The sequence below is a fragment of the Streptomyces sp. CB01881 genome, assembly GCF_002953255.1.
Lineage (GTDB): Bacteria > Actinomycetota > Actinomycetes > Streptomycetales > Streptomycetaceae > Kitasatospora.
In genome coordinates, this window is sequence record NZ_CP026498.1 from 7,418,659 (window position 1) to 7,431,587 (window position 12,929).

General features: G+C 73.9%; 10 protein-coding genes and 1 pseudogene. 8 read left to right on the forward strand and 3 right to left on the reverse strand.

The genetic code is table 11. The features are described from left to right. The 3 genes and pseudogenes from C2142_RS40205 to C2142_RS22345 form a co-directional block, all read left to right on the forward strand. Positions 1 to 150, forward strand: a pseudogene (locus C2142_RS40205) (aminofutalosine synthase MqnE); the annotation flags it as partial. Positions 151 to 300: 150 nt separating this feature from the next. Then, positions 301 to 1,707 (forward strand): L,D-transpeptidase family protein, encoded by a 1,407-nt coding sequence (locus C2142_RS42000; RefSeq protein ID WP_148644300.1) that lies wholly within the window; start codon positions 301 to 303, stop codon positions 1,705 to 1,707. A 130-nt stretch (positions 1,708 to 1,837) separates the two neighbouring features. Then, entirely contained in the window at positions 1,838 to 2,782 is a 945-nt protein-coding gene (locus tag C2142_RS22345; protein WP_148644301.1) for a beta-ketoacyl-ACP synthase III, read from the forward strand. Positions 2,783 to 3,042: 260 nt separating this feature from the next. Here C2142_RS22345 and C2142_RS22350 read toward each other — a convergent pair whose 3' ends face one another. Next, the gene (locus C2142_RS22350) at positions 3,043 to 3,690 is read right to left on the reverse strand and encodes a TetR family transcriptional regulator (protein ID WP_148644302.1); all 648 of its coding nucleotides are present in this window, start codon (positions 3,688 to 3,690) and stop codon (positions 3,043 to 3,045) included. 449 nt (positions 3,691 to 4,139) lie between these two features. On the opposite strand from C2142_RS22350, the gene C2142_RS22355 reads away from it, so the two are divergent. Next, positions 4,140 to 6,512, forward strand: a complete 2,373-nt coding sequence (locus C2142_RS22355) for a PQQ-binding-like beta-propeller repeat protein (RefSeq protein WP_148644303.1) — start codon at positions 4,140 to 4,142, stop codon at positions 6,510 to 6,512. 87 nt (positions 6,513 to 6,599) lie between these two features. On the opposite strand, the gene galE is transcribed toward C2142_RS22355, so the two are convergent. Then, positions 6,600 to 7,586 (reverse strand): UDP-glucose 4-epimerase GalE, encoded by a 987-nt coding sequence (galE, locus tag C2142_RS22360; protein ID WP_148644304.1) that lies wholly within the window; start codon positions 7,584 to 7,586, stop codon positions 6,600 to 6,602. 259 nt (positions 7,587 to 7,845) lie between these two features. Between galE and C2142_RS22365 the strand changes: the two genes are divergently transcribed. Then, complete coding sequence (locus C2142_RS22365) at positions 7,846 to 8,907, forward strand: trypsin-like peptidase domain-containing protein (protein WP_148644946.1); 1,062 nt, start codon at positions 7,846 to 7,848, stop codon at positions 8,905 to 8,907. 195 nt (positions 8,908 to 9,102) lie between these two features. On the opposite strand, the gene C2142_RS22370 is transcribed toward C2142_RS22365, so the two are convergent. After that, on the reverse strand, positions 9,103 to 10,272 hold the full coding sequence (locus C2142_RS22370) for a sensor histidine kinase (RefSeq protein ID WP_148644947.1): 1,170 nt from the start codon (positions 10,270 to 10,272) through the stop codon (positions 9,103 to 9,105). A gap of 399 nt (positions 10,273 to 10,671) precedes the next feature. On the opposite strand from C2142_RS22370, the gene C2142_RS22375 reads away from it, so the two are divergent. Genes C2142_RS22375 through C2142_RS22385 form a run of 3 tightly spaced genes read left to right on the forward strand, consistent with a single transcriptional unit; the run spans position 10,672 to position 12,928 of the window. Further along, complete coding sequence (locus C2142_RS22375) at positions 10,672 to 11,088, forward strand: NADH-quinone oxidoreductase subunit A (protein WP_148644305.1); 417 nt, start codon at positions 10,672 to 10,674, stop codon at positions 11,086 to 11,088. Next, positions 11,079 to 11,732 carry an NADH-quinone oxidoreductase subunit B gene (locus tag C2142_RS22380; RefSeq protein ID WP_148644306.1) on the forward strand — a complete coding sequence of 218 codons (654 nt, stop codon included), beginning with the start codon at positions 11,079 to 11,081 and terminating at the stop codon, positions 11,730 to 11,732. Before C2142_RS22375 ends, C2142_RS22380 begins: the two co-directional genes overlap by 10 nt. After that, a complete protein-coding gene (locus tag C2142_RS22385) occupies positions 11,729 to 12,928 on the forward strand; it encodes an NADH-quinone oxidoreductase subunit C (protein WP_148644307.1) in 1,200 nt (399 codons plus the stop codon). Before C2142_RS22380 ends, C2142_RS22385 begins: the two co-directional genes overlap by 4 nt. Position 12,929: the final 1 nt, after the last annotated feature.

Consider the following 12,929-nt stretch of genomic DNA (forward strand, 5'->3'; position numbering starts at 1 on the left):
CCGAACAAGCTCGGCCGGGACGACCTGCTGGGCCTGATCCGGGACGCCGGCTTCCGCCCGGTGGAGCGCAACACCCGCTACGAGGTCATCCGCGAGTACGACGGCCCGGACCTGACGCGCCGGGACACCCCGCAGGCGATGCGCCTCTGACCCGGCGCCGACCAGCGACTTTCCCCGCCTCCCGGGCCGCCCGCCACGGCCCGGGAGGCGGGCCCCTCCGCCCGGTGCGGAGGAGTCTTCACCGGCCCCGCACAGGCCTCGGGTTTCCCAACGGGCCGTTGGTTTGGCAGGATCGGCCGCATGTCCGGTTCCCATCGCGCCACCACGTACCCGCCGTACGAGCCGGCGCCCGACCCGGCGTACCAGCAGGGGTACGAGGTGCCGCAGCAGTCCTACGGGGTCTACGAGCAGCCGTCGTACCCGGATCACGGCACGCCGCAGCCCTACGGGACGGACGGGAACCAGCCGTCCTACGCGTACGGGGACCAGGAGTCCTACGCGTACGGGAACCAGGCGTACGAGCAGCAGGGCCAGCAGGTCCAGCACGGCCAGGTGTACGGCGAGCGCCAGGCCTACGGGGACGGACAGGCCTACGACGAGGGCCGGGTCTACGAGGGCTACGACGCCCACGGCGGCTACGACGCCCATGACGCCTACGACCAGCCCTTCCGGTCGTACCCCGCCGAGCCTGTGCAGGAGTACTACCAGGAGCCCGCACCGGTCCCGGCCCCCGCGCCGGTCCCGGACCCCGGGTTCGCCCCCGGGCCGGTGGTCGCGGCCTCGACGGCGGCGCCCGCGGAGCCGGCCCCGGTCGGCGGCCGGGCGGCCGCCCGCCGCGACCGCCGCAAGCCCAAGAAGAAGCGCACCACCGGCAAGGCCGTGACCGCCGGCACCGCGCTGCTGCTCGCGGCCGCCGCCGGCTGGTACACCGTCGGCCAGGACTCGGCCAAGCCCGGCCTGACCACCGCCGACGGCCCCGGCCCCGAGGGCGTCTCCAGCCCGGACCAGCCGTCCCCGCCCGCCGGTGCGGCCGCTCCCGCCGCAGCCCAGGCCGTCGGCGACCGGCACACCGAGGCGCCCGCCGCGGCCCGCGGCGAGGCCCGCCCGGACGGTTCGGTGGCCGCGATACCGGGCCTCGGCGCCGCCTTCACGGCCCGGATACCCGCCGAGACCACCCAGGTGGTGCTCGCCTCCGGCCAGGACAAGAACGCCAACAAGAACAACGTCACGCTCTGGACCCGCACCCCCGAGGGCCGCTGGCTGGCCGGCGAGACCTGGCAGGGCCACAACGGCAACAGCGGCTGGACCACCGACCACAACGAGGGCGACCTGCGCAGCCCGATAGGCGTCTTCTCGCTCACCGACGCCGGCGGCCGCAAGGCCGACCCGGGCGGCAAGCTCCCGTACGACAAGGACCCGAGCTTCGTGGTCTCCGGGACGGGCTTCTTCGGTGACCAGCTGGCGGGCTCCTTCGACTACGTGATCGCGATCAACTACAACCGCGTGCCCGGCAACTCGCCGCTCGACCCGCGCCGTCCCATGGGGCCGAAGAAGGGCGGCGGCATCTGGATCCACGTCGACCACGACGGCCCCACCCATGGCTGCGTCTCGATCCCCGAGGACAAGATGGCCCAGCTGATCCGCACCCTCGATCCGGCCGCCCACCCGGTCATCGTGATGGGCGACGCGGCCTCGCTCGCCGCCTGATCGTCGCGTCCGCCGTGGTGGTGGGCCCAGGCGCCGCAACGGCCCTTGTCGGTCTCCTACAGCTTCCGGACGCGGATCCTGTAGCCGGTCACGCCCCGCAGACCAGGGGGTAACCGGGTTGAGTGGCTGTATGAGCGGTTCGCGCATTGTGGCACTCGGCCACTACCAGCCCCCGAAGGTCCTCACCAACGACGACCTGGCGGTGCTGGTCGACACCGACGACGAGTGGATCCGCAGTCGGGTGGGGATCCGGACCCGCCACATCGCCGAGGGCGAGACCCTGGTGGACCTCGCCACCGAGGCGGCCCAGAAGGCGCTGGCACGGAGCGGCCGGACGGCGGCCGACGTCGACCTGGTCGTGGTCGCCACCTGCACCGCGATCGAGCGCAGCCCCAACACGGCCGCCGCCGTCGCCGCCCGCCTCGGTGTGAAGGCGCCCGCCGCCTACGACATCAACACGGTCTGCTCCGGCTTCTCGTACGCGCTGGCCACCGCGGACCACGCGATCCGGGCCGGCGCGGCCCGGACCGCCCTGGTGATCGGCGCCGAGCGGATGTCGGACACCCTCGACTGGACCGACCGGACCACCTGCGTGATCTTCGGCGACGGCGCCGGCGCCGCGGTGGTGGAGGCCCAGGAGGACGGCGCCGAGCCGGGCATCGGCCCGGTGGTCTGGGGTTCGGAGCCGGAGAAGAGCGACGCCGTGGTGATCACCGGCTGGGATCCGGTGATCAGCCAGCAGGGCCAGTCGGTGTTCCGCTGGGCCACCACTCAGATCGCCCCGCTCGCCCGCCAGGCCTGCGAGAAGGCCGGGATCGACCCGTCGGAGCTCAAGGGCTTCGTGCCGCACCAGGCCAACCTGCGGATCATCGACGCGATCGCGCGCAAGCTGGGTGCCCCCGACGCGGTGGTCGCCCGGGACGTCGTGGACTCCGGCAACACCTCGGCCGCGTCCATCCCGCTGGCCTTCTCCAAGCTGGTCGAGCGCGGCGAGCTGTCGCCCGGCGACCCGGTGCTGCTGTTCGGCTTCGGCGGCGGCCTGGCGTACGCCGGTCAGGTCGTCCGCTGCCCCTGAGCGGCCTCCGGGGCCCCAGGCGGGCCCTCGGGGCTCCTGGGCCGGTCCTGGCGGCCGCCTGAGCGCCGCCCGGCGCCCGGGCGGCCCGGAAAACACGATGCCGGTGGGCGGGCACCCCTGCGGGGGTGCCCGCCCACCGGCATGTCTGGCGCGCTACGGACCGCCGGCGGACCTCCCCCGAGGACACGGCCGCCGTCCGTCGTTCCCCGGACAGGAGGCCGGGGTGCGCGCGGAGCGGATGGATGGGTTGGCGGATCGGTCTACTTGGGCGGCTTCTTGCCGGTGACACCCAGGTACACCAGGGGAGCGAGGTTGGGCTTCAGGTCCTTGACCTTGACGCCCCAGGAGGTGAAGGCCTTCTGGTGCTCGGCCGCCGAGGCGAGCAGCGAGACCAGAGAGCCGGCGACGGCGGCCGGGTCGAGCGACTTGTCGGCCTGGCCCTTCGCCTGGAGTTCCTTGACGGCTTCCGTGAGCGGTTTGGCGACCGCGTTGAGGACCGTCATGCGGATCTTGAAGAACCGCTTGTCCCCTTCGGCGGCACCGAGCGTGACCACTCGGAGAATGGCGTCGTTCTTGCGCCAGAAGGCGAGGAATCCGTCGACCAGTTCTTCCGAAGTGGTCGTGCCGGACTTCCCTGCCCAGGACTTTCCGGCCACCAGCTCTTTGAGGGCGTCGGAGTCCTTGGCCATTTCCTCGGCGATTTCGAGGACGGCGCCCTCGACATCCGGGAAGTACTGGTAGAAGGTCGCGGGGGAGGTACCCGCCATACGGGCGACGTCGATGACCTTGACGTCCCGATAGGGCGACGTGCTGAGCATCTCGCGGAGGCAGTCGAGCAGCTTCTGCCGCGTCTCCTGTCCGCGTCGCCCGGCGACGCGACCGTCGACGGTGCGAACTTGTCCTGTCATGCCGTCAGCTTACCGTGGCTCGATCTTGGCGCGATTCGGTGATGTGACAATTACTCCGCCCGGGGGTTTGGTATAGAGGTGTGAACCAGTGCGGACGGATATTCACCGTGTTCCGGTCAAGCCCCCCCGTGTGCTTTTGACCTCACAGCGTGACGCCCCCTCCGCTGAGGGGTTATCGGGTGACAGAGCGTGACGTGGCAGGCGGGGTTCGGGCCGGGGTGTGCAGGAGTCCGGGACGGGTCGCGGAGGAGTCCGGGACGGGTCGCGCGCAAGCGGCCGCCGGAGCTGACGTCAGAATCCGGCCGTTCCTGCGGCACTGGCCGGACGGCGACCGCGGCCCGCCCCCGGCGGGGATCTGGGCGGGGGAGGTTGGAGATGGGCACGGCGGCATTGGAGAATCGGGTCCGGCACCCCGCGGCGGGTGCGGAAAACGGGGAGGTGGCAGCGGAGTGGACCAGCTGACGGCGCACGATCCGAGGCGGATCGGGCCCTTCGAGGTGCTGGGGCGGCTCGGGGCGGGCGGGATGGGCCTGGTCTACCTGGCGCGCTCCGCGTCCGGCCGGCGAGTGGCCATCAAGACCGTCCGGGGGGAGCTGGCCGAGGACGAGCTGTTCCGGGTCCGCTTCGCCCGGGAGATCGCGGCCGCCAAGACGGTCGGCGGCTTCTACACCGCGGCCGTGGTGGACGCGGACGCCGATGCCAGGGTCCCCTGGCTGGCCACCGCGTACGTCCCGGCGCCGTCCCTGGAGGACCTGGTCACCGAGTGCGGGCCGCTGCCGGCGGGGGCGGTGCGCTGGCTGGTGGCGGGCATCGCCGAGGCGCTGCAGTCGATCCACGCCGCCGGGCTGGTCCATCGTGACCTCAAGCCCTCCAACGTGCTGGTGGTCGAGGACGGCCCGCGGGTGATCGACTTCGGCATCGCCGCCGGGGTCTCCAGTACCCGGCTCACGATGACCAACGTCGCGGTCGGCACCCCGGCGTACATGTCGCCCGAGCAGGCCCGCGACAGCCGCAGCGTCTCCGGCGCCAGCGACGTCTTCTCGCTCGGCTCGCTGCTGGTCTTCTGCGCCACCGGCCACCCGCCGTACCGGGGTGCCAACCCGGTCGAGACGGTGTTCCAGCTGCTGCGCGATCAGCCCGACCTCTCCGGCCTCCCGGCCGAACTGGTGGACCTGGTCCGCGCCTGCATGCGGCCGTCCCCCGAGCACCGGCCGTCCCCGGCGCAGATCCAGGCCGAGCTGGCCCCGCACCTCTTCTCCCGGGACGACGCCTCCGGCGAGGCGGGGGACTGGCTGCCGCCCAACGCGCTGGAGTTGATCGAGCGCAAGCGCGGCCGCCGTCAGCTCCCGCCGGCGCCGGTCCCGGTCGCCCCCGCGCCGGTCGCCCCCGCGCCGCCGCAGCCGGTGGCGCAGCCGCAGCCGGTGCCGCTGCAGCGTCCCGGCCGGGACGACCCGCGCACCCGGCACCCGGTCGGCCACCACGCCCCGCACACCGGTCCGGTGCACGCCAACCCGGCGCTCCCGGGCCCGGACACCGAGGCCGCCACCGAGAAGCTCGCCGCCCCGCGCCGCCACCGCGCCCCCGTCGCCGGGGAGAGCGGCTCCGAGGTGCGTCTGCCGGGCGCCTCGGTGCGGATAGGCCCGGGCCCGCGGGCCGAGCAGGCCGGGCCGGGCACCGCGCCCGCCGAGACCGACTGGGTACGCCGGGCCACCCCGCCGCCGGTACGGGCCGCCCGCTGGCGCCCCTGGCGGTTCCGGATGTCCAACGACGTCTGGGGCACCCCGGTGGTCGCCGACGGCACCCTGTTCGTCTCCAGCTTCGAGGTGCACGCCCTCGACATCGCCTCGGGCCAGCGCCGCTACAAGACCCGGGACGTCGCCTGGGCGCTCGCCGTGGACGCCGGCCGGGTGCACGCCGCCGACGGCCCGCATCTCTACACGGTGGACGTCGCGGACGGCACCGAGCGCTGGCGCAGCTCGCTGGACGGCTGGGTCTACTCGCTGGACGCCGCCGACGGCGTGCTCTGCTGCGGCGTCCGGGGCGGCGGGGTGCAGCTGCGCTCGGCGGCCGGCGGCGCGGAGCTGTGGCGCGCCGACGACGCCCAGCAGGACTACGAGAACCCGCAGTCCGGCCCGGCCCTGGTCGGCGGCGCCGCCTACTACTACGGCGGTGGGCGGCTGCGCTGCGTCGACCCGCGCGGTGCGGGCCTGCGCTGGTCGTTCCCGGTCGGCGAGGACGTGCCGTCCCGCCCGGTCGAGCGCGCCGGGGTGCTGTACGTGACGGCCGGCACCCGGGTGTACGCGCTGGACGCCGCGAGCGGCGCGGAGCGCTGGCGCTTCGACGCGCCCGTGGTGCTCTTCACCCCGCCCGCGCTGGACGCCGACGCGGTCTACGTCGCCGACTACCTCGGCACGGTGTACGCGCTGGACACGGCCACCGGCCGGGACCGCTGGCGCGGCGTCACCGGCAACCGGCAGGGGGCCGAGCCGGTGGTGGTCAGCGACGGCATGGTGCTGGTCGGCAGCGGCGAGGTGCTGTACGCCTTCGAGTCGGCCGGCGGCCGGGAGCGCTGGCGGTACACCGCGCGCGGCGAGATCGTCGGTTCCCCGGCCGTCGCGGACGGCCTGGTCCACCTGGGCAGCCGGGACCAGTCGCTGCACACCCTGGACCTGGCGAGCGGTCAGCTGCGCTGGGAGCTCGGTACCAAGGGCGAGCTCACCGGCTCGCCGGTGGCGGTCGGCGGGAAGGTCTTCGTCGGCAGCAAGGACCGCTGTGTCTACGCGCTGGACGCCTACTACGGCACGGCGGTGCCCTCGCACTGACGGGGGTGCGGCCGCCCGCGGGGCAGCAGGACGGGAGTGCGGCAGGGGCGGGGCCGACCGACGGCCCCGCCCCTGCCGCGTCCGCCGCTACTTCTTGCGGGCCTCCGGGTGGCGGCTGCACCAGCCCTCCCACGCCGAGGCCACCATCTCCTCGACGCCGTGACGGGCGGTCCAGCCCAGCTCCTGGCGGATCAGCTCGGCGGAGGCCACCACCCGGGCGGGGTCGCCGACGCGGCGCGGGGTGACCTCGCCGGTGGCGTCGTAGCCGGTCACCTTGCCGATCACGTCCAGCATCTCCTTGACGCTGACGCCCTCGCCGCGGCCGATGTTGAGGATCAGCGCCGTCTCGCCGGCCGGGTCGGCCGCCAGCCGCTTGGCAGCCGCCACGTGGGCCGAGGCGATGTCGGAGACGTGGATGAAGTCGCGCACGCAGGTGCCGTCGGGGGTCGGGTAGTCGGCGCCGAAGATCCGCGGGGCCTGACCGGCGGTGAGCCGCTCGAAGACCATCGGGATCAGGTTGAAGACGCCCGCGTCCGACTGCTCCGGCGAGGCCGCACCGGCCACGTTGAAGTAGCGCAGCGAGACGGTGGAGATGCCGTGGGCCTTGCCGACGGCGGAGACCAGCCACTCGCCGGCCAGCTTGGTCTCGCCGTACGGGCTCATCGGTGCGCACGGGGTGGACTCGGTGACCAGGTCGACGTCCGGCATGCCGTAGACGGCGGCGGAGGAGGAGAACAGGAAGCGCTTCACGCCGCCCTCGGCGGCCGCCTCCAGCACGGTCTGCAGACCGATCATGTTCTCGCGGTAGTAGAAGAAGGGCTGCTCGACCGACTCGCCGACCTGCTTCTTCGCCGCGAAGTGCAGGATGCCCTCGACGGCGTGCTCGCGGATCGCCTCGTCCAGGACGGCCCGGTCCAGCGTGGACCCCTCGATCAGGGCCACCCCCTGCGGCAGCCGGGTGCGGTCGCCGGTGCTGAAGTCGTCCAGGACGGCCACCCGCTCGCCCGCGTCGAGGAGCTGCTGCACCACGTGCCCGCCGATGTATCCGGCACCGCCGGTGATCAACCAAGTCATGGCCGCATCCTAGGCGGTCCGGCTTTCCGGCCGGTGCCGGGCGAGTCGGCGGGAGTTCGACACCGGGCCCCGGCCGGTCCGGCTTCCGGCCGGGGGCGGGCGAGTCGGCGTGATGATTCGGACATAGCGGTGAAATGCTGACAAAGATCTCTGTCCGATAAGGGAATCGGAGGCAGCCACGGTGAACCGCAAGAAGGAGCCCACCCGCCCGCTCCCGGCCGGGCCGCGCCCCACCGGTCCCAAGGCGTTCGGCGGCCGGCTGGTCGCGCCCGGGGCGCTCGCCGCCGCGGCCGCGCTGGTGGTGGCCGGGTGCAGCAGCGGCTCGTCCTCCTCGGCGTCCTCGACCTCGGCGTCCGCGGGTGCGTCCGCGTCCGCCCAGCCGGCCGGCGGCATCCAGCTCCAGGACTCGTACCAGAAGGTGATCGCCGACGTGCTGCCCTCCGTGGTGCAGATCACCACCGCCAGCGGGCTCGGCTCGGGGATCGTCTACGACAACAAGGGCGACATCGTCACCAACGCCCACGTGGTCGGCACCGCCACCACCTTCACCGTCACCCTGGCCAACAGCACCAAACCGCTGGACGCGACCCTGGTCGCCAGCTACCCGGACTCCGACCTCGCGGTGATCAGACTGGCCGGCCCGCCGGGCGGCCTGAAACCGGCCGTCTTCGGGGACTCCGGCAAGGTCCAGCTGGGCCAGATCACGCTGGCGATGGGCAGTCCGCTCGGGCTCACCGGCAGCGTCACCGACGGCATCGTCTCGGCCACCGGCCGGACCGTCTCCGAACCCGACAGCCCCGGCTCGCCGGGCGCCACCATCGGCAACATGGTGCAGACCTCGGCCGCGATCAACCCCGGCAACAGCGGCGGCGCGCTGGTCAACCTGAACAGTCAGGTGATCGGCATCAACACGCTCGCCGCCACCGAGCCCGAGACCAACGGCGCGGCCGCGCCCGGCATCGGCTTCGCCATCCCGGCGTCCACCGTCACCGGCATCGCGGACCAGCTGATCAAGGACGGCAAGGTCACCAACTCCGGCCGGGCCGCGCTCGGCATCACCGCGCGGACGTACTTCGACCAGGACTTCCGCCCGGCGGGCGCGGTGGTGGTGGCGGTCTCCGCGGGCGGCCCGGCGGACTCGGCGGGGATCCAGGCCGGCGACGTGATCACCAAGGTCGGCGACACCCCGGTCGACTCCCTGAACTCGCTCACCACCGCGCTGGCCTCGCTCACCCCGGGCACCAGGACGACCGTCACCTACACCCGGGACGGCCAGAGCAAGACCGCCGAGGTCACCCTCGGCACCCTGGGAACCCCCTAGACCACCGGCGCCGGCCGCCCGCACACCGCGCAAGGGTTCGCGGGCGGCCGGCGTACGGGTGCGGCCGGGACCTCGTCAGCTGCCTCGACGAAGTCCCGGCCGGTTGCCGTTGCGGGGGTGCTGCCAGGTGCTGCCGGGTCTCGCGGGGCGCCGCGGGCCGCGGCTGGGTGTCTCCGGCGGGCGGGAGCCGGGTGGTCAGCGGCGGGCGACGCGGGTGCGCCAGGGGAGCTCGATGGTGACGGTCGTCGGGCCGCCGTGCGGGCTCTCCACCAGGAACACCCCGTCCACCGCCCGGATCCGCTCGGCCAGTCCGCCCAGGCCGCTGCCCGGGTAGGGGGCCGCGCCGCCCTTGCCGTCGTCCTTGACCAGCACCATGAGCTGGTCGCCGGCGCGCCAGACGTCCACCGTCGCGCAGGTGGCGCCGGAGTGCTTGGAGACGTTGGTCAGCAGCTCGCTCACGGTGAAGTAGGCGATGCCCTCGACCGCCGAGTCGGGGCGCTCCACCGTGCCGTCCGCGGCCTTCAGCCCGACGTTCACCTTGACCCCGCCCGGCACGGTGCAGCGGGCGGCCACCGCGGAGAGCGCCGCGTCCAGACCGCGGTCGGTGAGCACCGCCGGGTGGATGCCGCGGGCCAGGTCGCGCAGCTCCTGGAGGGCGAGCTTCACCTCGCCGTGCGCGTTGTCGACCATCCTGGCGGCGGCGGCCACGTCGTCCGGCGTCTCGGTCTCCCGCAGCCGCTCCTTGGCCAGGCCGAGGTCCATCGCCAGCGCCACCAGCCGGGCCTGGGCACCGTCGTGCAGGTCGCGCTCGATCCGGCGCAGGTCGGCGGCGGCGGTGTCGACCACCGTGCCGCGGTCGTCCTCCAGCTCGCGCACCCGCTCGGAGAGCGCGCCGGGGGAGAGCAGGGTCTCCACCAGCATCCGGTCGACCGCGGACTCGGCGCGCACCACCCACGGCAGCGCCGGCCAGCCGATGATCACGCAGATCAGGGTCACGGCGAAGCTCAGCAGGCCCCAGGGCATCAGCAGCACGTAGTAGAGGACCGAACGCCAGCTCAGCGCGTCCGTGAGGTGGGCGATCGCGTAGCCGGTGATCCCCGGGCGGGGCCGGTGCACCGGCTCCGGGTCGCGCAGTTCGGAGCCGTGCACCGACCGGGCCCGGCGGCGGGCGAAGCCGCCCATGGACCGGGTGCCGGCCAGCCCGGCGGCCAGCAGCGGCAGGCCGATCACGGTCACGGAGAGCACGAGGCCGATGGAGAGCGTCACGAAGGTGAAGACGAACCCCGCGATGCCCAGCGGCAGGTTGAGCATCAGCTGCCCCGCCTGCCGCCACATCCGCGCGCCGTACAGCGGGGCGCGCTCCATCCGGGCGTCCTGCTCCTTGAGGGCGTCCGCGGCGCGGCGGTGCAGTGGTTTCATCCGGATCTACCGTCCCTGTCGGTCGAGCTGATGATCCAAGCTTCCCCGGAGAGGGGCCGCCGCGGCCATGGGGGTGATACGTCTCCCCGGGCGGGGGTTATCCCCACCCCCGCCGTCACGCCCCGGCCCCCGCGCCGGGGCGTGACGGCGGGGGACGGCGGGCGACGGGCGGGGCGCCCCGGTGTCCGCGGGTTGTCCACCGGTCGTCTTGCGGATCGGGCGGGGTGCGGCGCTCCACGGCCGTGCACTTAGACTCACGCATTGGCGATGGTTATGACCGTGTAAAGAAACGTCGTAGAACTGCCTTGTGGGGTGGTTCTCACGGCCGATGTGGAGGCGAGTGGCATGGAGGGGCAGCAGGCGGCTGCCGTCGCTGCCGACCCGGCGGTCGGCAGCGGCTACTTCGACGCGTACGCCGCGATGGGCCTGCTCGCCGTCGTCGGCGTGCTCTTCGTCGCCGTGGCGTTCACCGCCAACCGGCTGCTGCGGCCGGTGGTGTACTCGCCGGAGAAACTCCTCGCCTACGAGTGCGGCGTGGACCCGGTGGGCGAGGACTGGGCGCACACCCAGGTCCGCTACTACGTCTACGCCTTCCTGTACGTGATCTTCGCGGTCGACGCGATCTACCTGTTCCCGTGGGCGACCGTGTTCGCCTCCGCCGGGTACGGCGCCGGAACGCTGGTCGAGATGTTCGTCTTCATCGGCTTCCTCGCGGTCGGACTGCTCTACGCCTGGAAGAAGGGCGTTCTGGAATGGACGTGACGCACAACCACGCGCACGCGCACGGTGCCTCCGGCGGTCCGGTCCCGCTCGGCCTGCCGGACCCGGCGCGGCCCGGCGCCGGCGCCGGCGCCGTCGAGCGGCGCGGCATCGGCCCGCTGGCCCGGCTCGCGCCGGACCCGGTCAAGGTGGTCCTCAACTGGGGCCGCCGCTACAGCCTCTGGTGCTTCAACTTCGGCCTGGCCTGCTGTGCGATCGAGTTCATCGCCGCGTCCATGGCCAAACACGACTTCATCCGGATGGGTGTCATTCCGTTCGCGCCGGGCCCCCGCCAGGCCGATCTGATGATCGTTTCGGGGACGGTGACCGACAAGATGGCGCCCGCCGTGAAGCGCCTCTACGAGCAGATGCCCGAGCCGAAGTACGTCATCTCCTTCGGCGCCTGCTCCAACTCCGGCGGCCCGTACTGGGACTCCTACTCGGTCACCAAGGGCGTCGACCAGATCATCCCGGTCGACGTCTACGTGCCCGGCTGCCCGCCGCGGCCCGAGGCGCTGCTCCAGGGCATCCTCAAGCTCCAGGAGAAGATCGCCGCCGAGTCGCTCCCGGGCCGGTACGCCGCGCCCGCGTCCGCGCTGCGCCGCCCGCTGGTGGCCGGTCCCGCTGTCGAGGGAGGGGCCTCGTGACCACGGCCGAGCAGTATGCGGCGTCGGTCGGCGAGTGGGCCACCGGCGCCGAGGCGTACGGGCTGGTCACCGTCGACGTGCCCGCCGAGCACTGGATCGAGGCGCTCACCGCGGCCCGGGACGTGCTGGGCCTCTCCTTCTTCGACTGGCTGAGCGCCGTCGACGAGCTGGCCGAGGGCTTCTCGGTGGCCGCCCACCTGGCCTCCGCCGACGCCCCGGGCGTGCGCCACCTGGTGGTGCGCACCCGCGTGCCGCGGGACAAGGCCGCGCTGCCGACCGCCGTCGCCGTCTACGCCGGCGCCGCGTGGCACGAGCGTGAGACGCACGAGATGTTCGGCATCGACTTCCCCGGGCACCCGTACCTGGCCACCCTGCTGCTGCCGGACGGCTTCGAGGGCTACCCGCTGCGCAAGGAGTTCGTGCTCGCCGCCCGGGTCGCCAAGGCCTGGCCGGGCGCCAAGGAGCCGGGCGAGTCCGAGCACGGCGACGGGCCGGCACGGCGCAAGATGCAGCCGGCCGGTGTGCCGGACCCGAACGAGTGGGGACCGCTCAAGGGCACCCTGCCGCCGGTCGCCGAGCGGCCCGCGCGCGGTGCGCGGGCGGCGGGCGCGGCGCGGACACCCCGGGCGGCCGCGGGCGCCGGTGCTGCGGCAGGTGCTGCGGCCGGGGCTGCGGCCGGGGCTGCGGCCGAGGGCGGGCCCGCGGTGCGGGCCGACCGGCCGCGGCGGACCAGGACGGTCGGCGACGGCTCGGTCAGCCAGGCGGCGGAGACCGCCGCGGGTGCCGACGGTACGGCGGAGAGCACGACGCCGCCGGTGCGGGCCGACCGGCCGCGGCGGACCAGGTCGGTGTCGGAGGGCTCGGCAAGCCAGCCGCCGGCCACCGCCGCGAGTGCTGCCGCGAGTGCCGCCGAGGGCGCCGCTGCGGGTGTTGCCGACGGCGCCGCCGAGGGCGCCGCCCCGGTGAAGCCCGAGCAGCCGGCCCGGACGCGGTCCGCGGACGCGCCCTGGCACAACCCCGTACCCGCGCACGACGAGCCCGAGCAGAACAACGTGACGGACGCGAGCGACGCGCCGAGCGTGAAGGGCGCGACCGACGCGAAGGACGCGAACGACGCGCCGAGCGTGAAGGACGCGAACGACGCGCAGAGCGAGACGTCGGCCGAGTCGGCCGGCCAGGACGGAGACAGCGCGTGAA

Bases quoted from the DNA above. Each gene is read 5' to 3' on its own strand.
- C2142_RS22370 (WP_148644947.1), bottom strand. From the start codon at position 10,272: ATGGAGCGCGCCCCGCTGTACGGCGCGCGGATGTGGCGGCAGGCGGGG.
- C2142_RS42000 (WP_148644300.1), top strand. From the start codon at position 301: ATGTCCGGTTCCCATCGCGCCACCACGTACCCGCCGTACGAGCCGGCG.
- C2142_RS22375 (WP_148644305.1), top strand. From the start codon at position 10,672: ATGGAGGGGCAGCAGGCGGCTGCCGTCGCTGCCGACCCGGCGGTCGGC.
- C2142_RS22380 (WP_148644306.1), top strand. From the start codon at position 11,079: ATGGACGTGACGCACAACCACGCGCACGCGCACGGTGCCTCCGGCGGT.
- C2142_RS22345 (WP_148644301.1), top strand. From the start codon at position 1,838: ATGAGCGGTTCGCGCATTGTGGCACTCGGCCACTACCAGCCCCCGAAG.
- galE (WP_148644304.1), bottom strand. From the start codon at position 7,586: ATGACTTGGTTGATCACCGGCGGTGCCGGATACATCGGCGGGCACGTG.
- C2142_RS22350 (WP_148644302.1), bottom strand. From the start codon at position 3,690: ATGACAGGACAAGTTCGCACCGTCGACGGTCGCGTCGCCGGGCGACGC.